Annotated in this window: 26 protein-coding genes and 1 pseudogene; 18 read left to right on the top strand and 9 right to left on the bottom strand. The window is 42.3% G+C overall.

The window, feature by feature from the left end; all coding sequences use genetic code 11:
* Nucleotides 1–80: 80 nt before the first annotated feature.
* From E2K52_RS07970 to E2K52_RS07955, 4 genes are all read left to right on the top strand, one after another.
* A complete protein-coding gene (locus E2K52_RS07970; protein WP_151204628.1) occupies nucleotides 81–641 on the top strand; it encodes a TPM domain-containing protein in 561 nt (186 codons plus the stop codon).
* A 195-nt stretch (nucleotides 642–836) separates the two neighbouring features.
* On the top strand, nucleotides 837–1,325 hold the full coding sequence (locus E2K52_RS07965; protein WP_151204627.1) for a pilin: 489 nt from the start codon (nucleotides 837–839) through the stop codon (nucleotides 1,323–1,325).
* 69 nt (nucleotides 1,326–1,394) lie between these two features.
* Entirely contained in the window at nucleotides 1,395–2,129 is a 735-nt protein-coding gene (tfpZ, locus tag E2K52_RS07960; protein WP_151204626.1) for a TfpX/TfpZ family type IV pilin accessory protein, read from the top strand.
* An 86-nt stretch (nucleotides 2,130–2,215) separates the two neighbouring features.
* A complete protein-coding gene (locus E2K52_RS07955; RefSeq protein ID WP_151204625.1) occupies nucleotides 2,216–3,850 on the top strand; it encodes a PglL family O-oligosaccharyltransferase in 1,635 nt (544 codons plus the stop codon).
* Between the two features lie 375 nt (nucleotides 3,851–4,225).
* Here E2K52_RS07955 and bfr read toward each other — a convergent pair whose 3' ends face one another.
* The 6 genes from bfr to gmk all read right to left on the bottom strand — a co-directional run bounded on the left by bfr (nucleotide 4,226) and on the right by gmk (nucleotide 9,093).
* Nucleotides 4,226–4,690 carry a heteropolymeric bacterioferritin subunit Bfr gene (gene bfr / locus E2K52_RS07950; protein ID WP_151204624.1) on the bottom strand — a complete coding sequence of 155 codons (465 nt, stop codon included), beginning with the start codon at nucleotides 4,688–4,690 and terminating at the stop codon, nucleotides 4,226–4,228.
* A 230-nt stretch (nucleotides 4,691–4,920) separates the two neighbouring features.
* A complete protein-coding gene (locus E2K52_RS07945; RefSeq protein ID WP_004644972.1) occupies nucleotides 4,921–5,115 on the bottom strand; it encodes a bacterioferritin-associated ferredoxin in 195 nt (64 codons plus the stop codon).
* 214 nt (nucleotides 5,116–5,329) lie between these two features.
* Complete coding sequence (locus tag E2K52_RS07940) at nucleotides 5,330–5,713, bottom strand: RidA family protein (RefSeq protein WP_151204622.1); 384 nt, start codon at nucleotides 5,711–5,713, stop codon at nucleotides 5,330–5,332.
* Nucleotides 5,714–5,788: 75 nt separating this feature from the next.
* Nucleotides 5,789–7,894, bottom strand: a complete 2,106-nt coding sequence (locus E2K52_RS07935) for a RelA/SpoT family protein (protein ID WP_151204620.1) — start codon at nucleotides 7,892–7,894, stop codon at nucleotides 5,789–5,791.
* A 217-nt stretch (nucleotides 7,895–8,111) separates the two neighbouring features.
* The gene (rpoZ, locus tag E2K52_RS07930) at nucleotides 8,112–8,393 is read right to left on the bottom strand and encodes a DNA-directed RNA polymerase subunit omega (RefSeq protein ID WP_004650579.1); all 282 of its coding nucleotides are present in this window, start codon (nucleotides 8,391–8,393) and stop codon (nucleotides 8,112–8,114) included.
* A gap of 76 nt (nucleotides 8,394–8,469) precedes the next feature.
* Entirely contained in the window at nucleotides 8,470–9,093 is a 624-nt protein-coding gene (gene gmk, locus E2K52_RS07925; RefSeq protein WP_151204618.1) for a guanylate kinase, read from the bottom strand.
* Between the two features lie 133 nt (nucleotides 9,094–9,226).
* Between gmk and ispH the strand changes: the two genes are divergently transcribed.
* From ispH to rplS, 12 genes are all read left to right on the top strand, one after another.
* Nucleotides 9,227–10,177, top strand: coding sequence for a 4-hydroxy-3-methylbut-2-enyl diphosphate reductase (gene ispH / locus E2K52_RS07920; RefSeq protein ID WP_151204617.1), 951 nt, complete (start codon nucleotides 9,227–9,229; stop codon nucleotides 10,175–10,177).
* Between the two features lie 161 nt (nucleotides 10,178–10,338).
* Nucleotides 10,339–10,785 (top strand): GspH/FimT family pseudopilin, encoded by a 447-nt coding sequence (locus E2K52_RS07915; RefSeq protein WP_151204615.1) that lies wholly within the window; start codon nucleotides 10,339–10,341, stop codon nucleotides 10,783–10,785.
* On the top strand, nucleotides 10,785–11,294 hold the full coding sequence (pilV, locus tag E2K52_RS07910) for a type IV pilus modification protein PilV (RefSeq protein WP_151204613.1): 510 nt from the start codon (nucleotides 10,785–10,787) through the stop codon (nucleotides 11,292–11,294). Before E2K52_RS07915 ends, pilV begins: the two co-directional genes overlap by 1 nt.
* Before the next feature lies 1 nt (nucleotide 11,295).
* Nucleotides 11,296–12,318 carry a PilW family protein gene (locus tag E2K52_RS07905; RefSeq protein ID WP_151204612.1) on the top strand — a complete coding sequence of 341 codons (1,023 nt, stop codon included), beginning with the start codon at nucleotides 11,296–11,298 and terminating at the stop codon, nucleotides 12,316–12,318.
* The gene (locus tag E2K52_RS07900) at nucleotides 12,315–13,082 is read left to right on the top strand and encodes a pilus assembly protein PilX (protein WP_171478828.1); all 768 of its coding nucleotides are present in this window, start codon (nucleotides 12,315–12,317) and stop codon (nucleotides 13,080–13,082) included. The genes E2K52_RS07905 and E2K52_RS07900 overlap by 4 nt, the downstream gene beginning before the upstream one ends.
* 15 nt (nucleotides 13,083–13,097) lie before the next feature.
* Nucleotides 13,098–16,670 carry a PilC/PilY family type IV pilus protein gene (locus E2K52_RS07895; RefSeq protein WP_151204610.1) on the top strand — a complete coding sequence of 1,191 codons (3,573 nt, stop codon included), beginning with the start codon at nucleotides 13,098–13,100 and terminating at the stop codon, nucleotides 16,668–16,670.
* Nucleotides 16,671–16,680: 10 nt separating this feature from the next.
* The gene (locus E2K52_RS07890; RefSeq protein ID WP_151204608.1) at nucleotides 16,681–17,127 is read left to right on the top strand and encodes a type IV pilin protein; all 447 of its coding nucleotides are present in this window, start codon (nucleotides 16,681–16,683) and stop codon (nucleotides 17,125–17,127) included.
* Nucleotides 17,121–17,579, top strand: a complete 459-nt coding sequence (locus tag E2K52_RS07885) for a type IV pilin protein (protein WP_151204606.1) — start codon at nucleotides 17,121–17,123, stop codon at nucleotides 17,577–17,579. Before E2K52_RS07890 ends, E2K52_RS07885 begins: the two co-directional genes overlap by 7 nt.
* A gap of 139 nt (nucleotides 17,580–17,718) precedes the next feature.
* Entirely contained in the window at nucleotides 17,719–17,976 is a 258-nt protein-coding gene (rpsP, locus tag E2K52_RS07880; RefSeq protein ID WP_004974526.1) for a 30S ribosomal protein S16, read from the top strand.
* Between the two features lie 28 nt (nucleotides 17,977–18,004).
* Nucleotides 18,005–18,553, top strand: coding sequence for a ribosome maturation factor RimM (gene rimM, locus E2K52_RS07875; protein ID WP_151204604.1), 549 nt, complete (start codon nucleotides 18,005–18,007; stop codon nucleotides 18,551–18,553).
* 25 nt (nucleotides 18,554–18,578) lie between these two features.
* Nucleotides 18,579–19,319, top strand: coding sequence for a tRNA (guanosine(37)-N1)-methyltransferase TrmD (gene trmD / locus E2K52_RS07870; RefSeq protein ID WP_151204602.1), 741 nt, complete (start codon nucleotides 18,579–18,581; stop codon nucleotides 19,317–19,319).
* 190 nt (nucleotides 19,320–19,509) lie between these two features.
* On the top strand, nucleotides 19,510–19,884 hold the full coding sequence (rplS, locus tag E2K52_RS07865; RefSeq protein WP_151204600.1) for a 50S ribosomal protein L19: 375 nt from the start codon (nucleotides 19,510–19,512) through the stop codon (nucleotides 19,882–19,884).
* A gap of 176 nt (nucleotides 19,885–20,060) precedes the next feature.
* On the opposite strand, the gene E2K52_RS07860 is transcribed toward rplS, so the two are convergent.
* From E2K52_RS07860 to E2K52_RS07850, 3 genes are all read right to left on the bottom strand, one after another.
* Complete coding sequence (locus E2K52_RS07860; RefSeq protein WP_151204598.1) at nucleotides 20,061–21,029, bottom strand: lipase family alpha/beta hydrolase; 969 nt, start codon at nucleotides 21,027–21,029, stop codon at nucleotides 20,061–20,063.
* Nucleotides 21,030–21,051: 22 nt separating this feature from the next.
* On the bottom strand, nucleotides 21,052–21,438 hold the full coding sequence (locus tag E2K52_RS07855) for a hypothetical protein (protein ID WP_151204596.1): 387 nt from the start codon (nucleotides 21,436–21,438) through the stop codon (nucleotides 21,052–21,054).
* A gap of 97 nt (nucleotides 21,439–21,535) precedes the next feature.
* A complete protein-coding gene (locus tag E2K52_RS07850; RefSeq protein ID WP_151204594.1) occupies nucleotides 21,536–22,564 on the bottom strand; it encodes a lipase secretion chaperone in 1,029 nt (342 codons plus the stop codon).
* 154 nt (nucleotides 22,565–22,718) lie between these two features.
* On the opposite strand from E2K52_RS07850, the gene truB reads away from it, so the two are divergent.
* Together truB and E2K52_RS07840 are read left to right on the top strand one after the other, a co-directional pair.
* Nucleotides 22,719–23,624 (top strand): tRNA pseudouridine(55) synthase TruB, encoded by a 906-nt coding sequence (truB, locus tag E2K52_RS07845; protein ID WP_151204592.1) that lies wholly within the window; start codon nucleotides 22,719–22,721, stop codon nucleotides 23,622–23,624.
* A 15-nt stretch (nucleotides 23,625–23,639) separates the two neighbouring features.
* Nucleotides 23,640–23,754, top strand: a pseudogene (locus E2K52_RS07840) (sulfite exporter TauE/SafE family protein); the annotation flags it as partial.

Genomic DNA, 23,754 nt, shown 5'->3' with positions numbered 1-23,754 from the left:
GGCAGTGGACGTGGTGGTTTTGGGGGCGGCGGCTTCGGTGGAGGCGGTGGTGGTTTTGGCGGGGGAGGAGCATCAGGCTCATGGTAATGACTACAGATACAACAGAGATTGTCACGCAGCCAAAGCTGGAACAAACTGTTCAGCCAAGCTTTAAACGCTGGCTCAAGCATTTTTTCTATATGCCGGCGACCAAGCGTTTTTTTTCCAAGCAGGATCAGCATGCGATTGCGCTGGCAGTTGAAGAAGCCGAACATGGCCATGTCGGAGAAATTCAGGTGGTGATTGAAGGCTGCCTGCCTTCTCGAACCGCTTATTATCAAGATACGCTTTGTCGTGCTCGGCAACTCTTTGCGGAAATTGGGGTTTGGGATACCGAATATAATAGTGGTGTGTTGCTGTACCTCAATTTATGTGAGCGTAAGGTGGAGATTGTGATTGATCGGGGGATTAAGAATGCGACTAATCAGCAAGTCTGGGATGAAATCTGCCAAAGCATTATTCAGAATTTGGCCAAGCAAGAATATAAACACGGCGTAATTGAGGGAATTCAACACATTGGACAGGTGTTAGACCAGTATTATGACCGAAAAATAGCAGATGTAGAAAATGAGTTGGGGAATAAACCAATTATTCTGGGTTGATGTTGTAATTATGTGACAATAAGTGTCACTTTTTTACATAAAAATACATTGAGAAAATCAATGGAAAATTTTTTATCTTTAAATAGCTGTTTTTTATTTAAATATATTTATAATAGAAGTTGGCATGTTTAATGCTATATACAAAACAGCTTATAAAGCTCATAAAAAATTAACAAAACATTTGTGGAGAATGTTATGAATACAGTACAAAAGGGTTTTACCCTTATTGAATTAATGATTGTTGTAGCGATTATCGGTATTTTGGCTGCAGTTGCGATCCCTGCTTATCAAGATTATACAAAACGAGCAAAAGTATCTGAAGGTATTTCATTAGCATCTGCAGCTAAAACAACAGTTGTTGAAAATGCTTCAAATGCTGCTAAATATGATTTAGGTTACTCTGCACCTACGGCAACAGCTATTGTAAGCGGCGTAACTATCGATGACAAGACAGGTCAGATTACAATTGGATTTACGGATCAAATCCAAAAAGATGGTACGATTGTGTTAGAACCATATACTGGTGCATCTACTCCATTACCTGATTCATCTGGAGGTTCAGGTACTTATACTCCACCAGCAACTCAAATTAATTGGGCTTGTTTGGCAAAAGATGCTACACCTAAAGCGGGTGCAACTGCAGGTACATTAGAATCAAAACTAGCACCGTCTAACTGCCGTTAATTTACATAATATAAAAAGACTGGTTCGCCAGTCTTTTTTTTATCATTTTCTTGATCACAGAGTGTTGTTATGAAAAATAAACGTGTTCAATTTTTTCTTTGGCACTTTTTGATATCTATTTGTATTTCACTAATATCACTGTTTTGGGTATTTCAGGTATGGTATCCAAGCCCATTGGCTAAAGCCACAGATGTCACTCACATATTTTTAATGCTTTTGGCAATTGATATTATTTTGGGTCCTATTTTGGGATTTATAATATATAAAGAAAATAAAAAAACATTACAATTTGATTTAGCCGTTATTTTTCTACTTCAACTTTTTGCATTAGGCTATGGTCTTTTTTCTATCTCACAAGCTAGGCCTGTTTGGCTTGCTTATAATGTAGATCGTTTTGAGCTTATTCGTGTAAACGATATTATAGCTGATAAGATTGAAAATTCTTATCCAGAATATCAAACGGCCTCTTGGTTGAAGCCTAAATTTGTGGGTGTTCAAATATCAAAGAACATCGAAGAAAAAAATCAGAATATGTTTGAAGAGGTATTGGGCGGTATTTCAATCGCACAGCGTCCTGAACGTTATGTAGAGCTAAGTCAAACCAAAGCACAAATCCAGCAACGCGCACAAAAACTTGAGCTATTACAGCAGTACAATAACAAAACCGAGGTAAAAAAAATCTTGGCAAAATATCCACAGGCAACTGCTTTTTTACCGATGAAAGCCAGTGCTGTAGATATGACTGTACTTATAGATAGCCAAGGTGATGTGATAAAAATTGTAGACCTCCGCCCTTGGAACTAATTTCTTTTAATCCAAACAAAAAGCAGATTATCCTTTAATCTGCTTTTTGTTTATCATGAGCAAAATTTCTTTTTCTTAAAGTTCACATGAAATTCCTGCTGGTGCTGCTCGCAGCTGTTTTTATCTCCCTCGCTTGGCTCATGCCCATTCATTACCGTCCTTGGGTGACTTATACGGGCGAACTGTATACCTTCTTGGCATTATTCGCTATTGCAGCAGTTTGTCTAAAAGAAAAATTAAGAATTCCAATAGTGAGTCTGCCTTTACTGCTGCTTGCTGGTGTACCTTTTATTCAGCTACTTGCAGGGCAGGTGTTTTTCTTTAGCATCGCCATGATGGGCTTTATTTTTGTTTTTAGCTTTTGGCTGGCAAGTGTCTTGGGTTATCACCTTTCAACCGGGAACTATAGCCGAGAAGACACCTTCACCAACCTGAGTTATGTGTTTCTGGCTTCGGGTACTGTCACAGGTATCATTGCTATTTGCCAATGGACCAATCTGGATGCAACTTTACCGGGTATGGTGAATATCAGCGGTAATCAGCGACCTTATGCCAATTTTGCCCAGCCAAACAATATGGCGACGTTTCTAGTCATGGCCTTGATGAGCTGCCTTTATCTGTATGAAAAGAAAAAAATCCAGACCAAATGGCTCTTTGCCTGCGCTGTATTAATTATCATGGGAGTGGCGTTAAGCCAGTCACGTACTGCCTGGGTGGCTGCGATCGCGATTATGCTGTATCTGGCGTTCTACCAGTATAAAGATATTATCCGCCTGAAATGGTATTACAGTATTGCTTGGTTCATCTTCTTTGTTGCCTGTATTGTGGCTTTCCCATGGCTCAGTCAACTTGCTGCTCAGGCGATAGATGCGAATGTTGTGCAAAGTCGTGATGTAGTGGCACGTGCTACAGGCGATATGTCACGCCTCGCGATCTGGCAGCAAATGCTGGCAGCCATTCAGGCACAGCCATGGTTTGGCTATGGCTGGTATCAGAGCAGTGTAGCTTTTGTCTCGATTAGCGATAGCGTACAAGGTCCAGTCTGGATTCGCAGTGCACATAATTTTATTTTGGACTTTTTGCTCTGGAATGGACTAGTCATTGGTCTGCCATTTTTAGCCTATTTCGGTTATTTGGGTTATCAGCTACAACGCTGGGTCAATACACCAGAATCTGTCATCGGGATCTTGATGATCGGGGCTTTTATCACCCATGCTATGTTTGAGTTTCCCCAGCACTATGCCTATTTCCTGTTACCAGTCGGTTTTATTCTGGGTACGGTTCTGGCCCAACATCCAAAAATTAAAATAATAGTTATGCCATCAATCGGCCTGAAATTCATTTTCGTTTTCGGATTAATTTTACTAACCGTGATTTATCGCGATTACGATACCGTGGTTCCAAAATTGAGCCAAAGTATCCGCTATGAAAAACAGCCTGAGAACATCACCAATCAGCAACCTGTTTATCTGCTGAGTGAGTTTAACCGCCGTATTGACTGGATTCGACTCAATCCTTATAGCAAAGTGTCTGCTGAACAGATTATGCAAGGCGAGCAGATGGTTCTAAGTTATCCAACTAAATACAATCTGCTGAAATATGCCAAACTTTTGGCGTTTAATGGGAAAGAAAAAGAGGCACGGCAGCAGCTGAATCGTTTGAAAGTCATTCAAAAAATCGAAGTCAGTTATGAGGAGCTGATTCAGGAGATGCCGAAATAAAGCCAATAAAAAGCCAGTAGTTGTTTAATGCTGTTCCATAGTTGAAGTGATGAGGCTTTAAGTGACGAGGGTGTGGCAGGGATGCCACACATTACCCATCACGACAGGACGTCGTGTATGGGTAATAAAAGACTTTTGCCTACTTTGGGTCTTTCCAAAGTATGGTGTTGCCTGTACAAATCCATTTAAACTTTTAAAGGAAAGATGAGGCTGTGTAATATTTAAATATAAATATAAATATAAATATGAATAAATATCATCTATTTAAAAAACTCTCGAATTGTTTTTGATACTTTATGCAATTCACACGAGAGCCTAATTAAAATTGTGGGACAGCAGTGGCATCTGCTGGCTTTTTATTAACTTACTTTAAGTTTAGAGCTGGCTCTGAATATAGTTTTCAATACCAATACTTTCAATCAGGTCTAACTGAGTCGTGGTCCAGTCCAGATATTCCTCTTCTTTGTCCAGAATATCCTTCAGTAAGTCACGGGTTACATAGTCCATTTGCGTTTCAGCCAGTGCGACAGTCTGCTGAATGGTTTCGATATTTTCTTTGACCTTGCGTACATCACACTGCAAGACTTCTTGGGTATGCTGGCCAATATACAACTTGCCCAGATGCTGTAAATTCGGTAAGCCTTCTAAAAATAAAATACGCTCAATAATCTTGTCAGCATGTTTCATTTGACGAATTGATTCTTTATATTCTGCCGAACCGAGTTGCTCAATACCCCAATCATTAAACATGCGTGAATGCAGAAAATACTGGTTAATGGCAGTGAGGTGGTGATACAACACCTGATTGAGCTGATTAATCACATCACGATTGCCTTTCATCGTATAACTCCATTTAAAACCTGATTGGTTTTCTAAGTAAAAAGTTGTTTTATAGGATATTAAAACATGTTCCAGCAAAATGGTGAGTAATTTATAGAACAGCAAATGAAAATCGCAATCAAGTACAGCTGAAGCGAATGACTCACAATAAAAACCCGCCAGAGTCAGAGGCGGGGGAGGAAATGATGTTAAATCATTTATTTTACTTCTTATTCTTATCTTTATCGGGTTTAGGCAGCCACCGCCAAACGGGCTGCAATCTGGGAAACTTCATCACTGATGATCATGCGTGCTTCTGGAGCGCAGCGTCCACAACAAGTACCTAAATCAAGCATATCGCGCACGTCACGATAACTTTCTGCACCATTTGCAATAGCATCTTTAATGTCTTGATCTGTAATGCCACGGCATAGACAAACATACATAGGATACAACCACAGTGAATAAATAAGATAAGTAATATTATTGATAATTGTTATCGTTTGTCAATAAAAATCATTTGAAAAAGTATTTATTATGATTGGTGATTTAAATAAAGATAATATAAGTAAGCGGAAATCCGAATGCAATTAGATTTCCGCTCAAGCATAAGACCTTATGAAGAATAATGGCCTTAAAAAGTTAGTTTTTTTTAATAAATTATTGATTAATAACTACTATTCCATCCATCTCAACCAAAGCATCTTTGGGTAAGCTGGCTACACCTAAAGCGGCGCGTGCAGGGTAGGGCTGGGCAAAATATTCGCCCATGATCTGGTTAACCAGCTGGAAATGAGACAGATCAGTTAAAAAGATATTCAGTTTAACAATATCCGCCAGCGAGCCACCCGCAGCTTCACACACTGCTTTTAAGTTATCAAATACGCGGCGAATTTGTGCTTCAATACCTTCAACCAGTTCCATACTGTATGGGTCCAGACCGATTTGGCCGGATAGATAAAGCGTATCTCCAGCAAGAATGGCTTGTGAGTAGGTGCCAATCGCAGCAGGGGCATTTTCAGTATGGATCACTTGGCGGGACATCAATTTCTCCTTTTATCATCAAGATACATCATAGTAGATCAATTCAACTGGCAAAAGCATTATCGTTTTAAGTGATTAACTTGCTTTGGACGTTTCGGCAATCTTGAGGGGATGTTCCAGACGGCTGATGCGAGGGAAACCAAAATGCATGCGCAGTTCACGAATAATCTGGGCAATGTGCTTGCGGTTATGCACCACGACATTGACATAGGTTTTGTCTTCGTAAGTCCGTACCATTTCGACCCCAGATTTGGCTTTACGACACTGGTAAATCAGGTCAGAAATCTGCTCGTCATTCATCGCCAGGTCAATCTTTAAATAGGCGGTAAAGTTGACATCCTCCAGATCATCCGAGGTCCATTGCAAGAGCATAATATTTTCAGGATGCTGGTTTTGCTCATGCAGCAGATTATGGCAGCGTAAACGATGCACAATCAGGCCACGACGGGTAAGATGCCCCTGAATCGGATCACCCAGAACCGGATTGCAGCAATGGGCATATTTGACATCCACACCTTCAGTTCCCTTAATCAGACGAGTCGAGCTGTTGGCTTCCTGTTGCTGGTCTTGAGAGAACAGGTGATTGGCGACCAGTTGCGGTAATAAGTCCCCGACCGCAATCTGTTCAAAAAACTGCTCTTTACTGACCACATGGCGCCATTGCAGCAGATTGTGCCAGTCTGCCTCGGTCAAATCACCGACAGAGCGCTGGAATAATTTTAATGCACGACTTAAAGCCTGCTGACCGACCAGACGCTGTTCGTCTATATCCTGATCACGCAGAATATTCTGAATGGCACGACGGGCTTTTTGGGTGTTAATAAAGCTGAGCCAGTCGGGGTTTGGGGTTGCCAGCACATCGGTAATAATTTCGACCACCTGACCGCTAGAGAGTGGTGTGGAAAGCGGTTTAGTATCTCCATTAATTTTGGCACCAATGGCATGGTTGCCCAAGAAAAGACTGGCAGCATAGGCAAAATCAACCGCGGTCGCGCCTTGGGGTAATTCATGCAGATGCCCATGCGGAGTATAGACCCAGATTTTTTCCTGATGCAGATAATCCAGTAATTCACTAAAGGTGGTTTTGGCACATTCCCCATCAATTAGACCATTCAGGTTTTGCATGGAAGCCTGAATGGCAGAGCGACAGGCTTGTGGTGCATTTTCACCCAGAACTACGCCAAAGCGTGCAGCCTTGCGCATCAACTCGGTTTGAATGGTAAGCGACAAGGTGGTCTTTTCACCTTTCAGGCGCATTAGCAGTGACTGGTTACCGCCAGGTAGTGGACGGCGGATATGATCTTCATAATGCAGGACCTGGAAGTTTTCTCGTAGAATGTCTGCAAGGCGGTCACAGTCGGCAATGCTTTGTAAAATAATTTCAAAGGCATGGCTATGGGTCAGTTCTTGTAAGTCAATATCGTTTTTGACGAAGTGACGCAGTAGCTCGATATTGTTGTTTTTCTTTTTAATACGACCATGAATGTGATGCTGTTGTAGCAGTTCGGCCAGATTGACCTCCCAGATGCTCTGATATTCACAGCGTTTCGGTTTGGTCTGTAATAATGCATCCTGAACATTATTAAACATATCCAAATCAAGATTCTGATAGCACAGGTGTTCCAGATTGTCGGCCATTTCGTTCATGCCGACAATACGCGCCATCGGCACAAAAATATCAAAGGTTTCCTGTGCAATCCGCATGCGTTTATCTGGCCGCAATGACTCTAAAGTGGTCATGTTGTGATAACGGTCAGCAAGTTTAATAATAATGACACGTGGATCTTGTAAGGTGGCTTGCAGAATTTTTCTAAAAGAAGCAGCTTTATTATATTCTTTATCGCTGGAATGACTCAGTTTGGTGACGCCATCTACCAACTCTGCAACGGTACGGCCAAATTTCTCGCTAATGTCATCTTTGTTAAAGTCAGTATCTTCAATAACATCATGCAGCAGGGCGGCCATCAGGGTTTCAGTATCCAGCCGCATATGAGCCAAAATACAGCTTACCGCAATCGGGTGCAGAATATAGGGTTCGCCGCTTTTACGGGTAATGCCTTCATGGGCCAGATCTGCATAATCACAAGCCGCAAGCACACGCTCGACTTCGCTTTCATTTAAATACGCGTCGATAATGATATGTAATTGTTGCTTGGCTTGACTGACCTGTGGCCCTGGCATAAAACACCTTTTAAACTATATTTTCTTACAAACAAAAAACTGAAAGCTCTAATGAAATCGAAATCATAAAGCTTGTCAATTTTTTTCATGCTTAAAAGCAGAAAACCGGGACAAACTCGGGAGCTAACTGTTAAGTTATAACCGTTCTAGCATAAATATAAAAGCCAGAAAACAAAAAAAGCCTAGTTTTAAACTAGGCTTTTTTCTGGAGGAGAGCTTATTGGAAAGAAAAGCCATCCAGATTAAGGTTGTTTGCAGAAAGTGCCAGATCCAGGCTCGAAGTTTGGTAATCCTGATCACGCTGTTTTAAAATATCTTTGGACACATGCCCTGCAGCGATTTCGCGCAAAGCCACTACAGTCGGTTTGTCATTGTCCCATTCCACAGTCGGTTCAATGCCTTGACGTGCCAATTGACGCGCGCGTTTGCTTGCCACTAGTACAAGCTCAAAGCGGTTGTCTACATGGTCTAAACAATCTTCAACGGTTACGCGTGCCATAAGAATTCTCGTTTGAATAGTAAATTTTAACAGACTGCACAGTATAAAAGGCTTTGCCTAGAGACTCAAGTTTTAATCACTCGGCGCTCGGTGTAATTAAAGCCTGGATCAGTTTTTCATGACGGTACGCCTGCTGAGATACCACCAGACGATTGGCAATAATCACGGATTCAAGGTCGTGCAGCGCCTTGTTAAAGTCGTCATTGATAATCACATAGTCAAAATTGGTATATTGCTGCATGTCTTCAACTGCACAGCTGAGACGGTGTTCAATTACTTCAACAGAGTCGGTGCCGCGGTTGGAGAGGCGTTGACGCAAGTCAAACTGGCTTGGTGGCAGGATGAAAATCTGTTTGGATTCAGGAAATAAGCGACGTACCTGCTGTGCGCCTTGCCAGTCAATTTCCAGTAAAACATCATGGCCCTTGGCCAGCTGTTCCTGGACTGTGGCCTGAGCCGTACCATAGTAATTACCGAATACTTCTGCGTATTCAATAAAACCGCCTTGATTGACCAGATTTAAAAAATCTTCTTTGGTCGAGAAATGATAATGTACGCCATCGAGTTCGCCAGGTCGTTGACCGCGTGTCGTATGAGAGACAGAAACATGAAGATTGTTGACACGCTCAAGTAAGGCTTTAACAAGGGATGTTTTGCCCGTTCCAGACGCCGCGGAAACGACAAACAAGAGACCCGACATGATATTTTTCCTGATATGATAAAATATCTTCTCTATTTTAGAGTAGAGCGGCTTTAAACTAAATAGTTGTGAGTCGAATGTTTACATTTATTTCAATTGAACCGCTAAAAATGGTGTGAGTATTGAGGATTCTATGGAAATTGTCTTAGCCAACCCGCGTGGTTTCTGTGCTGGTGTTGATCGTGCCATTGCGATTGTCAACCGGGCCCTAGAATGCTTTAATCCACCCATTTATGTGCGTCATGAAGTGGTTCATAATAAATTTGTGGTGGATGACCTGCGTCAGCGTGGTGCGATTTTTGTCGATGAACTCGATGAAGTGCCAGATGACAATATTGTGATTTTTAGTGCACATGGAGTATCTAAGGCTGTACAGCAAGAAGCGGAGCGTCGTGGCCTGAAGGTTTTTGATGCGACGTGTCCGCTAGTGACCAAAGTACATATTGAAGTGACCAAATATGCCCGTGAAGGGATTGAAGCCATTTTAATTGGTCATGAAGGCCACCCGGAAGTCGAAGGCACCATGGGTCAATACGACAAGAAAAAGGGTGGTGAAATTTATCTGGTTGAAGATGAAGAAGATGTCGCTGCTTTAACAGTGCATAATCCTGATAAAGTCGCATTTGTAACCCAGACGACTTTGTCCATTGACGATACTGCTAAAGTCATTGATGCGCTTCGGCAGAAATTCCCGCTGATCCAAGGTCCGCGTAAAGATGATATCTGCTATGCCACGCAAAACCGTCAGGATGCGGTGCGCGATCTGGCATCTGCTTGTGATGTGGTTCTGGTGGTCGGTTCGCCAAACTCGTCTAACTCAAACCGCTTACGTGAACTGGCCGAACGTATGGGGAAAGCAGCTTATTTGGTGGATAATGCGGATGAGCTGCAACAAGGCTGGTTTACTGAAAATACTAAAATTGGAGTTACCGCTGGCGCATCTGCGCCAGAAATTCTAATTAAACAAGTCATTCAGCGTTTACAGGACTGGGGGGCACAGGCACCTCAAGAGCTGGATGGTCGTGAAGAAAATATTACTTTTAGTTTGCCCAAAGAGTTACGCATTCCTGTAGCTCAGGCTTAAAAGGTGTTGTAGTTAACAGTTTAATTTTACTCAAAAATTAACGGATGATTGCCAAATGACAGTCATCCGTTTTTTTATGCCTTTTATCTTGTAATGTGTGGTTTTTGTAAACAATTAGAATAAGATTTTTAATAGGGTAAAGTTTTGTTGCTGGGGGGCGCATGCAGAAAAATAATGGATTTACGCTAATTGAGTTGATGGTGACGATTGCGGTGTTGGCGATTATTGCAGGAATAGCTGCTCCTTCATTTGGCAATATGATGACCCAACAAAATCTTAAAAAAAGTACCAATGAGCTGATAGGTGTTCTACAGCAAGCACGTTCCAAAGCAGTATTGGAACGACGCAATGTAGAAGTCGCACTGCAATCTGCGGAGACAACGACTTTGGTTGCGAATACAGATACGGTTTTAAATTGGATGCCTTATGGCTCCACCACATTACTTCCAAGTAGTGCAACAGAAATTACATATGGATTTAATGGCGGTGTAGTTGGTGCAACTACAGATACGACATTTATCTTATGTAGTAATTCGGGCGGAATATCTCAAACTATTTCAGTGTCTAAAATGGGAACGGTTCAACAAGTGGTGAAGGGAACATGCTGATGAATAGAATAAACCATCAACAGGGTGTTGGACTGATGGAAGTACTCATTGCATTGCTTATTCTGGCAATCGGCGTAATGGGATTTATTGCACTTCAGTATAGAGCGGTTGAAGCAACTATAGAAAGTGGTTCGCGTATTCAAGCGATTAATTTAGGTCGTGACTTGGCTGAAAGAATGCGTGTAAATCGCGGGGCAGAAAATGTTTATACCTATCATCTAAATACCGCTGGGAAACAGATAGATCGAGCGAAAAACTGCTTTACTGCAACGAATTGTACAAGTACTGACTTTGCTGATTTTGATGTGTCCGAAATTTCTAAAAAAGCACGTTCAATTGGCATGATGATCAATTATTTGCCATGCCAAGGAAATAATGATGGGCGCCATTGCATTTATGTGGCATGGGGAGACACTGCACCAACACATGGAGCAGTTGGGGAGGGAAACTGTACTTCCAGTACTGCATATGATCCTGATTCAACCTGTTTAATTATGGAGGTCTACTGATATGAATAAACAGGTAGGTTTTACTTTAATTGAATTGCTGATAGCACTAGCACTTGGTCTGGTAATTAGTGCAGCCGCCCTAATGCTGTTTTTAACTGCTTCGAGAAGCCAAGCCTTACAACAAGGCCAGGCAAGTTTACAGGATGATGCAAATTTTGGTTTGAATACAATTATTCATGATATTCGATTGGGTAATTTGAATACCGTTCAATCGAGTATCAATGATCTTAGTACCTATGGCGGTATCGTATTTAGGTCGAGTGCAAATGCAGTGACTGTAACAGGAACGGATAGAGCTAATCTGCCTATTACACTTATTGGGGGCACTGTTGCACAGAATTTATTATCCAGAAGTCATGGTCAGACAGTAGGAAGTGCCCCACAGTGGTCTGGTATCTCAAATATAAATACTTTTTCTAGTGACCAATTAACAATTCAATATTTACCTCAATATATCAAAGATGATAAAGGCACCCTAGCAACTACAGATGATGTGTGGTATGGAGGATTTGATTGCGAAGGGAATAATTTAGAATTTACCCTGGCACAGGGGAGACAGGTAATAGTACAGCGTTACTTCTTAAGAGCGGATAGTAATAAAAGCGATAATGAGCCAAATCAGCCTTTAGCGCTTGCCTGTGATGCAGGGTACTATCCTTTAGATGGTAGTCCAACCTCTATTACGGGATTTGGAGATGCTGGACAGATTATTTTAAAACGCGCCGATCATTTCAGGGTGTTGTATGGGATTCAAAATGGGGCTAATTATCGTTATGTTGATGCTAGTACTTATCTTGCATTGCCAGCTCCAAGACCGCGAATTCTATTAATTCAATTAGGGATTCTTGGGCGTTCCAATCAGTCGGTGGGAAATGACAGCACCTTCTCAGACGGCCAGGTTTTTCAAGTATTAGATCAAGCTGTAAAAATTAAAACTCCTGCAGCAAACTCTCCTAAATATGCTCGTCAAGTCGTAACACAAACAGTCGCTTTGAGAAATACATTTGGGGAAAGAGGGCAATGATTAAGAAACAACGTGGTGCAACGCTTATAGTGGTTCTACTTATATTGTTAGCTGTTATTGTCCTGGGAACGCTCGCCGTGCGACAAGGAATGGTTTCTCTGGGGATTGCAACGAATAGCCAAGCACAGCAATTGTTACTACAAAACTCGGACTCGGCATTTTTCAATGTTGAAAGAGAAGACAATATTATTCAGGCACTCAGTGGTAGTGGAATGTTTGGCTATATTGGTGGTGCCGATGATAGAGATAAGGAACTTGTATTTTGCTATAGAGGTGCTGAACCAAGTTTCTTTGACATCAATCGTGCAAGTATCATTTATTGGAAAGCTGGGGCAACTGCACCAACAAATAATGAATTTGGTACAGAGGGTTACTGTAATTCAAATACAGGAAGTTCTACTAACTTTTTTACAAGTGGACGAAAAGTGGTAATGACGCAAGTCGCGGTCAAGTTTTCTAGTATTTCTGAAAATGATCCATTTTTTGGGGCGCAATTTGGTACGGATGAAGAAGCAGTTAAATTCGAGCGTAGTAAGGCAGTAAAGGTTTTTGCAGTTTCAGTTATGCCTAATCTTACGTCTGCAACGAGTTCAGCAATTAATGCATGTTTTCAAAATCATATGAGTGAAGTAACAATTCCTACAGGTACTCCGGTAAGTTTAAATGCACCGAGTAGAAGAACGGTCACAGAATGCCTGAGTGATCTCAATGTTCCGTTTACTTCTCATGTGACTGAATATGTCATTGTTCAGGACTTTGTCTAAATTTGGGGTAATGAAATGAAACCATTAAAAAATAATTTTCTAAGTTCATATGGCTATAAAGTCCTTGTTGCAAGTATAACTACATTATCTACTGTAGTGATTACTACAAGTGTAACTCAGGCAAGTGATATTGATATTTATCAGGATGCAAAGTCTGGTGATGTCACGCTTATGTTTATGCTTGATGTATCTGGAAGTATGACTGGCAGTGGTTCATATGACGGTACAGGACAGGCACGAATTACTCGTCTAAAAACAGCAATGAATGATCTTTTAAATGGTAATGCATCTAAAGGAATCACAAAGTTAGCCGATGATAAAATTATAGGTTTATCAACCTTGGGTTCACCAAAAAATACTGAGTCTGGTGCAGTATTAGTACCTGCAAGACGCTTAAATGAAATAGTCACAACAGGCCAAGAATGTTCTGGAAAGGGCTCAAACCAAACATGTAAGGATGTAACCCAACTCCAGAGAGAGATATTATGGAATAAAATTAATTCCTTATCTGCAAATTCTAATACGCCTACAGGTCGGTCTTATGCCACGACTATTGCTTATTTAATGGGGACGTCGACTAAAAACTATACTGATGGTGGGTGGGGTGAATCTGACGAATTGACTAAAAGTGGAAATAATTACAGCTCTCCTACTTCGCTTACTCAAACAGATGAGATTAAGAAATGTAGTGGTCAAGGAGTTTACGTTTTAACAGATGGTGAGCCCAACAAAGGAACAAATACAGACTTATCAAGAGCAGCTATTGGTAAATCATCATTCCCAAATTGCACAGGAACCTCTCCTGGATGGGATTGTATTGGAAAATTAAATTCTGCGTTATTAGATCCAACTAAAAATGCTAAAGGATTGAAATTTAAAACAGCTGTAGTCGGGTTTGGTAATAGTTTTAATAGTATTCCAAAATACGATCCTACAAAATCACAAGCGGAAAATTTAGCTCCATTTTTAGATAAAAATGGAAATAAAAAAACAAACTTAACCAATGTTCAAGAAGCAGCATATTGGGGAATTATTGGTGAAGGTGGATGGTATCCAGGAAATAGTTCTCAAGATATTGTCGAGAGTGTAAATGATTTTATCAGCAATTTATCAAAAGATATTCCTTCAGTTACGACTGGCTCGCCTACAATTCCACGTGATGCTTTAAATCCGGCCGAACTTCAAGATGATGCTTATTATCAGACCTTTCAACCGACACCTAATACCAATTACCAACTTTGGCTTGGAAATTTGAAAAAATTTAAAGTTGATGTAAATGGTATATTAAAAGGTCAAGGTGGTTCTCGGGTCTTTAATACCAATGGTAGTTTGGTGGAACCTACCTATGATGCAAATGGAAATATTACATCAGCAGTTTATGATTATTGGGCGAAAGCAATTGATACTTCAGTAGCCAATGGTGATGAAAATACAGTAGGTAGCCGTAAATTTGCAGCGAGAGGTGGTGCTTGGTCTCAATTGTTATTAGGGGCTAAAGCTGATAATCAAACAGCTCAACGGAAACTGCTAACAAACCGTAGAGCGACTGTAACAGGAGCTTCAACTGTATTTGGGGGGAGTGGTAACCTTCGTCAAGTTCAACTTACAGACCTTTCAGATTCGACATATAAAAATGATCCGAATCGTGGTTATTTAGTATCATTATTAGGCTATAACATCGATGTTAATAGCCCGCCAACGACAGTTGCAAATTTAATTACCCAACCAGCTCTACGTCAGATGGGTGCAGTCATGCATTCTTATCCAGTAATTGTTACGAATAAAGGTAAGCTCAGTTACAATAAAACTAATAGGGTTATGGAATCGACTAACCGGGAAGACTATATACTTTTCGGAACAACGCAAGGTTTGCTTCATGTTGTTGATGCCAATACTGGTGTAGAAAAATTTGCCTTTGTGCCTAATGAAATGGTAGAAAATCAAAAAGATGCTTTCAGGCCATCGAATGTTACTACTGGTGGAATGCAAAAACTGTTTTACGGAATTGATGGTGCGTGGGCGCTTGATACGCGTTATGTGGTAGATGCTTCTGGTAATTTAACAGTGGGTAATGGCCGAACCACTAGTCAAAAGGGCTGGCAAATTGCATACGGTGGTTTGCGTATGGGGGGACGTAGTTATTATGCTTTAGATTTGAGCGATATAAACAGCCCAACACTTAAATTCCATATCGATCCTGCAACCCAGAAAGTCTATAGCGGATCATCAAGCAAATCTTTCTCAGAATTGCAATATATGGGTCAGAGCTGGTCAAAACCCTCCATAGCATGGGTTAATTGGGGTGGTGTACGTAAACGCGTTATGTTTGTAGGTGGGGGGTATGATGCTGGTGGTGATGATGGTGATGCGCGTACAAATGGCGTAAAAGGCTTATATGAAGGTTATGAGAGTCATATTTATAATCAACCCAATAAGAAAGGCGCCGGTGTCTATATGTTTGATGCTGACAATGGTGATTTATTATGGTGGGCCAGTGCCAACGCATCAAGTACTTCAGCAGTAACAACAGAATCAGGTGTAATCGCAACTCAACATAATGACTTAAAATATAGCGTTGCAAGCCAAATCCGTACGGTTGACCGTGATGGAGATGACCTTGTAGATCATCTTTACTTTGGGGATTTAGGCGGTCAGGTATTTAGAATCGATTTAGATAATAAACAAGGTAAGATAGGAGCTGTACCCAAAACTCCAGTCCGTCTATTAAATTTAAATGCGGCAGAGAAAAGTCCACGTTTCTATGATATGCCGAGTTTCTCTCTATATAATGCAGGCGGTGAAACATTTGCACTGATTTCAATAGGCAGTGGTAATAGAAGCGAACCTTTACGAGATTATACAACCACTACAGCAGGCTATGACTACGATTCTATTTATAATGTTTATGATAAAGATGTTGCACGCCGTGATTTGTTCAATAGAGCGGCAACAGCGCCTCTTAAAACTGAAAGCGTCATAAAAACACAATTAGGAGAAATTACCGATAGTAATCGCTTCTCAACCACTAATCCTGTTGCACCTTATTCAGGCAAAGGCTGGTTCTATCGCTTCCAAAACTGTACAGCTGGAGTAGATGGAGCACTGACAAATTGTAGTAGCTATAAAAAACAAAGTGAGAAAGTATTTGGTACACCATTGGTGATGAACTATAAATTATATGTTTCTACTTTTGATGCTAGTAAACCCGGTATTTCTGGTGACTGTGGTGCTGGGGTTAAAGGTGAAAGTATGATTACAGCTTTCTGTTTGCCATATGGCCAGTGTGCTTCGAAGCCAGCTGATTCACGTGCTGTAATTGGTGTGGGTATTCATACTGTGACCGTTGGTGGTCAAGATGATGGAGGTAGTAGAAATCCTGATTGTGAAGGTGACAGCTGCCCACCGGTAACTTGTGGTGATGAAGCATGTCCACCTGAAGCGAAAGGTGATTCTAGTGCAAAAAATTATTGTATTCAAACAAGTGGCCGTATTGCACTCACTGTGACTGGTGGTTTTGGTGGTGGTGAGGCAACAGAAATGTGTCTGATTCCTCAACGTTGGTATGAAAAACTAGCGCTTAAAAACTGATAGGTGACTTATGAATTTAAATATTTCACCAGTAAAAGGTTTTACTTTGGTTGAACTCATGGTTGTAGTCGTAATTGTAGCTATATTTGCTGCAGTTGCGATTCCATCCTATCAAGCTATTGTACGACGTGGTCAGGCTGCGCAAGCACAAGACCAACTTCAACAAATAGCAATGATGTTAGATAAGCATAAGTCTCGCAACTTTAGCTATGAGGGAGCTAATGTGCCAATGGATTTGAGGGTGCTGCCTAAAGGAGCAACTGGAACAGCCGTTAAGTATAATTTTGTTTTGGTTCCTGGCGCCACCGGACAAACATGGGTTGTGACAGCTGAAAGTAAAGATACGCGAAACTTTAGCTTCTTAATGTCAAGCACAGGCTTGCGCTGTAAAAATAAGACTTGGGCTAATATTAATACCACGACCATGACGTGTGGAACGGGGCATGAAGAATGGTAAATGAAAATAAAGGCTTTACGCTTATCGAACTCATGATTGTGGTGGCAATTATAGGTATCCTTGCTGCGATTACTTATCCTTCATATCAGGAATATGTTCGAAAAACAAAAAGAACTGAAGCTCAAGCTGAGTTACTGGATATTGCTCAAAAAATACAGCGCTATAAAATTGCTAATTTTTCTTATATGAAAGATGTTGGAGGGACACTAACGGCTATTACGTTAGCAGATATACAGCACTCAGGAAATATTCCATCACAAGGTGAAGTCCTATATACCGTCGCTTTAACTAATGTCGGGTTGAGTACATGGACACTTGTAGCTACTCCTAAAACAGGTACTGTGGTTGCTAATAATGGTGTTCTTTGTTTAAATCAAAGAAACCAGAAATTTTGGGCTAAGGGTGCGGTAGCTTGTGCCTTGAGTGAAACATCTACTTGGGACGGGCGCTAAACCTAAAATTGTAGCCAACCCACTTTTTAATCTTTCATTCAGGGCAAACATCGCGTAAAATACGGCCCTCTATGAAAGGGGTTTGAATTGTATCGATGGTCGATACAGGGATAATCCGTAAAAACTATAAGGTTCTATCATGGTTGTTATTCGTCTTACTCGTGGTGGTGCTAAAAAGCGTCCATTCTATCAAATCGTTGTAACTGACAGCCGCAATGCGCGTGACGGTCGTTTCATCGAACGTATCGGTTTCTTCAACCCAACAGCTCAAGGTAAAGCAGAAAAACTTCGTTTAGATGCTGATCGTTTCGCTCACTGGGTGGCTCAAGGTGCTCAACCTTCAGAGCGTGTTGCTTCTTTAGCTGCTCAAGCTAAGAAAGCTGCAGCTGCTGCATAATTTTAACGAATTAAGTAGTAGGTAGCCCATGACACCAACACAGAATGTTCCCGAAGATCGTATTCAGATTGGACAGTTACGTTCAGCATATGGATTAAATGGGTGGCTCTGGGTCTATTCCAATACAGAACCCATGAGCAACATATTTGACTACCTGCCTTGGTACATTGAGACTAAAGCAGGTTGGCAAATTGTCGATGTAAAACGTTGGAAACCGCATGGTAAGGGCCTGGTGGTCAGCTTGAAAGGTGTGAGCGATCGCACTGCAGCAGATAACCTGGTGGGTGCAAATATCTGGATTGCAAAATCGCAGCTGCCACAAGCAGGCGTGGACGAGTATTACTGGTCTGATCTGAAAGGCCTAACGGTGTTAGGTCTGGACGATGATGAGCAGGAAGTCAACCTCGGTCAAATCCATGAGCTGTTTGAGACAGGTGCCAATGACGTTATGGTGGTTCGTGCGACTGCCGAGAGCGTTGATGGTGAAGAGCGAATGATTCCATGGCACAAAGATGTGGTCCAGCGTGTTGATCTCGAAGCTGGTCGTATCTACGTAAATTGGGGCGTAGATTACTAATATTTCGGAAATAGAGGAGTCTGCGATGTTTTTTGCAGTCATTACGCTTTTTCCTGAAATGTTTGAAGCGATTACAGCCTACGGGATTAGCGGGCGCGCAGCAAAACGGGATTTGATGCAGATTCACTGTATTAATCCACGTGATTTTGCAACGGGCAACTACAAACGGGTGGATGAACGTCCATTTGGGGGTGGTCCGGGTATGGTGATGATGGCTGAGCCGCTGGCAAAAGCAATTCACCGTGCCAAAGAGCTTGCAAATGATGCAGGTGCGGTTCATGTACCGGTGGTGTATATGTCACCCCAAGGTAAAACCTTAAATGAAGCAGCAGTACAGGATTTCGTTCGGTATGACGGTCTGATTGTACTCTGTGGACGTTATGAAGGGGTCGATGAGCGTTTGATCCAGAAATATGTTGATCAGGAATGGTCAATCGGGGATTACGTCTTGTCGGGCGGTGAGCTGCCTGCGATGGTTTTATTAGACAGCATTATTCGGAGACTTCCGAATGCCATGTCTGATGAGCAATCTCATGTGCAAGACTCCTTTGTGGACGGTCTGTTAGACTGTCCGCAATATACCAAGCCAGATCATTTTGAAGGTTTGGATGTGCCTGAGGTATTAAAGTCTGGGCATCATGCAAATATTGAAAAATGGCGGTTTTTGCAGCGTTACCAGCGTACACTTGAACGCCGCCCAGAGTTGGTGGAGCAAGTTGAGCTAAGCAAGCAGCAAAAAAAATGGCTCAAAGATGAGCAAGGGTAAGTAAACTTAAAGCACTGCTTTAAGGCTTTACCTGAGCAAAATACTTAAATTTAATTAAGTATTTTATTAGGCTCTTTATGTATTGAAGTGGTCAAGCATAAAGAAAAAGTTTAATGGGTAACATGCGCTTTAGCCTCTATACCCTGCGGATATCAGACCCCTTCTGACCCGCGCTAATCGGAGATACCCCATGAGCGGTAAGCATCCTTTAGTTCAAGCAGTTGAAAATGCACAATTAAGAACAGATCTACCTGAATTTGCACCAGGTGATACAGTTATTGTTTCTGTAAAAGTAAAAGAGGGCGATCGTGAACGTCTTCAGGCTTTTGAAGGTGTAGTAATTGCAATCAAAAACCGTGGTTTAAACTCTGCGTTTACAGTTCGTAAAATCTCTAGCGGTGTTGGTGTTGAACGTGTTTTCCAAACACATTCTCCAATCGTAGCTAAAGTTGAAGTGAAACGTCGTGGTGCCGTTCGTCGTGCTAAACTTTACTACCTGCGTGAATTGTCTGGTAAAGCTGCGCGTATCCGTGAAAAATTACCAGCTCGTAAAGTTAAAGCTTAATTTTAAGTTTTATCACGAGTTAAAAAATGCGCCTATCGGCGCATTTTTTATATCTGTAGTTTATATGCCTGTACTTTTAATCTGTTGGCCGGTGAATGGAAAATCACCACTTGCTCATCAAGTTTTTTAAAACAACTGAGATATTCACTATAGTCGCTCCAGAATCATCTTTGACCTTAAAGACCCTGTAACTTTAAACGGTTGGCATGCTGGCGATAGACATTGACCGGATCAGGGGCAAATAGACTTTTAAGACCCAATACCATATTAACCTCGTCCAGATGATTCCAGTGGTAATTATCGCGAATGGTTTTACCGAATTTTGCGCTACAACGTGCCACCAGGCCATCATTATCCCGTCCTCCATCTATTAATAAGCTGGTGAGTTGTAAAGCGGAGTCCGGATCAAGAATATTGGTGACCGTTCCAACACCAGTGAAAGAATAGTGGTAAATGCCTCCCTGTTTATAGCTGCCTTCTCCACAGCTTGTTGTGGGCATCCCGAGGGGATATTTCTGGTTAAATTCAGCTGCGCCGGCCAGTGTAAGACTGTTACCTGCCGCTATGGAATCATGCGGGAAACTGTTTGGGTTTAGGCCCTGTGCCCAAGTGATTGCTTTAGACATCAGGTTAATGCTACCGACCAAAGCTTCTTCAATAAATCTGCCTTGCGCTTTTAGAATTAAATCCGCCACTGGAGAACCTTTATGGGGTGCGCCCACTGTAGTTAAGGAGGCAACGGAGTTAGGGGCTACACCTGCCACATAGCGAATCGTCGGGCCGCCATGCGAGTGACCAATCAGATTGACCTTTTCAGCGCCTGTAATGGCTAAAATTTCTTCAACCTGCTGTTTAAGCTGTTCACCCCGTACCTCAGATGAGTTAAAGGGTGATACACGCGTGGCCCAGACATTGGCGCCATTACGGGCCAAATCTGGCAGAATCTGATACCAGTAATCCAGTCCAAACTGATCCGTGCCTATACGAATAAATCCTGCCATACCATGCGCAAAAACTATCGGATATTGGGTTTTGGCGTAGTTCGAGCTGACTTTTGCAGTGGCTTGACTGGCCAGCGTGGGAGTTTGTGCCATGACAGAGCTTGAGCCGAAGAGCAAGCCTGCTATAAATAGTCCATATTTCATAAATCACTCCTGCTTGTTGTTGTTATGGCAATCCGCGCCATATTTTTCTTTTGCAATGACCCGCGTGGCACTGGCACACTGCTTGGGTATGTAGAGATAAGCCAAGCACTATGCTACTGGTGAGCGTGACAGCCAATGCGGGCTGAAATTGCCTCAACATTTTCATAAATTCCTTTTTTATAAGCTTTATTAAATAGGTTGTCAGTTCCAGCGCTAAAATTTTGCAGTCCATGCTGCGCTGCTCATGGGGAGATATTGTTTTTCTTTTGCTTATTCTTCTCAGACTGTCGGCTAAAGACCATATCATTTCAGGACAAGAGCAAGCTGAAAAAATAGTGGCGCACCAACTATTCGAGATAGCTTTTATAAACTCTTGAAAACGCGACACCATATGAACAGTGGCTGACATACTTGTTTAGCTCTATTGAGGTAGGATCTTTGTCAATCCGATGAATAGATCCAGCAAGGAGCCAGCTTCTCTGACCTGATCTGATCAGGAGAGCATGTCAATCTGGATAAGGTAATTTACCTCCCTGATCATGCAGCTGTTCAAAGGTGTCCAGTCGCAAACGGTCTTCGGGCTTTTTAAAGGACTGTACCCGCAGCTCCTGAATAGCTTGCTGTTTGGCATTATCACTTATGCCACTTTTTAAGATGTTGTCCCGTGCATAAAGGTAGTGGTTGACATCATTTTTCCAGTTGGCCCGTTCTATATCCAGTTTTTCCAAACGCTGGGTGGCGGCCGGACCCACCAGATTCAGACGCATCTGCCGGATTTCTTCAGCAGAGCCGCCGCGAGCTTTAATATCAGCCGTTAATTGACGTAAATCTTCTAGCTTGTTCAGTTGTTCCAGATTTTCCTGCCAGTCCTGAGGCAGTTGCTCGAATAGGTTTTTCAGTTGCTGGGCTTTTTCTGCTTCACTCAGCTGTTGATCTGCCAGAACCGCCATCCGTTCCAAGGTATATTCATGGTAGTTATCTTCTGTACCAAACAGGCCTTCAATTTCACCCTGCGAGAAAAACTGTTGACGTAAATTCTGGGTAGCAGTATAGATGCTGCGGTAATAAGCCGGGTCTTCCTGATTGAGGCCAGAGGGCGGGTTTAAAGAACCTAGGGCCTGACGGTATTGCAGATAACGCTTCCACAAGTTCAGAATTTGTGAGAGCGCAGGTTGTTGATAATTCTGCGAAATGTAGCCCTGAAAATCGGTATCGATCTGTTCCAGTGTTTTTTCGCCATACTGGGTAATAAAATATTCAAAACAGTTACGGGTCTGTTCATTCACTATTAAGCGCTGACTGGCATCAAGACGCATTTGACAATTGATTTCCGTATCCTGCTGACTGGAACTGGCAAACATGGCATTGGCCGGGTTCTGGTTCAGCAATACGGTCTGTTGCTGGGGGGCAGTGGCGGAAGATGACGGCGTAGCTATATGTGCTTCAGTCTTATCTTTGGGAGCTAGCCACAGAATCAGGGTGAGCATACAGAGGAGCACCAGCGCCACAATAATCCAGATTTTGTATTTCTGCATATCCTATGCACCTTTTTTGTTTTTCTTTCCTGAGGAATCCAGTCTGAATAGACCCAATATGCCATAAATGTATTTCAACGGCATAGACAAGTTGTAAATCATCGAGCAGGGTTTTACCATTGCACCAATTTAAAAAAATGTCTGATGTTGTGCCATGAAAGTAGCTTCTCCTAAAATTCAGCGTCGTCATATCAGCGGTGTATTTCTGTTAAACAAACCTTTGGGCATCAGCTCTAATGCGGCACTGCAAAAAGTCCGCTGGCTGTACCGTGCGCAAAAGGCAGGCCATACCGGGGCACTGGATCCACTGGCCTCCGGTTTATTGCCGATCTGTCTGGGAGAGGCGACCAAGTTTTCGCATTATCTGCTGGATTCGACCAAGCGCTATCAGACCACCATCTTTTTAGGTCATAGCACCACCACGGGTGATGTCGAAGGTGAAGTGCTACTGGAGCAGGCGGTGCCCGAGCTGACTGAAGCACGTATTGAAGAGGTCTTGGCTCAGTTCACCGGGGATATCCAGCAAGTGCCACCGATGTATTCGGCTCTCAAAAAAGAAGGCCGACCGTTATATGAGCTGGCTCGCCAAGGCATTGAGATTGAACGCGAAGCTCGCCCAATCACTATTTATGCAATTACCTTATTGTCCTTTACTGAAAACAGTATCACGCTGGATGTGACCTGCTCCAAAGGCACTTATATTCGTGTACTCGGTGAAGATATTGCCAAAGCGCTGGGAACGTATGGTCATCTGACTTATCTGCACCGTACCCGAACTGGACATTTTGATCTTATTCCTGGCTATACCCTCGAATATCTGGAAAGTCTGCCTGAAGCAGAGCGCGAAGCCCTGCTTTTAGCTGCCTATGCTCCGGTCCAGCATTTTACGCACATTCAGGTGCCGGAAGGCCGCGCGGAGTATTTTAGCCGGGGGATGGAAAGTAATATTGATCATCCTGCTGAACCGCAGGTACTGGTCTTTCATGGCGATCAGTGTCTGGGGCTGGCAGAAATTACCGAGCGTAAACGTCTGGTGCCAAAACGCGTACTTAATCTCTAATTCGGTTTTATTCACATGGAGCTTGAGATTATCATCAGTCTGGTCGTCTTTGCCTTTATGGCAGGGGCGATTGATGCAGCGGTGGGAGGCGGTGGACTGATCCAGATTCCAGCCCTCATGAGCAGCCTGC

The organism is Acinetobacter sp. RF14B, assembly GCF_006864105.1.
In the GTDB taxonomy this organism is placed as follows: Bacteria; Pseudomonadota; Gammaproteobacteria; order Pseudomonadales; family Moraxellaceae; genus Acinetobacter; species Acinetobacter lwoffii_C.
This window is presented reverse-complemented; position numbering and strand designations above follow the sequence as displayed.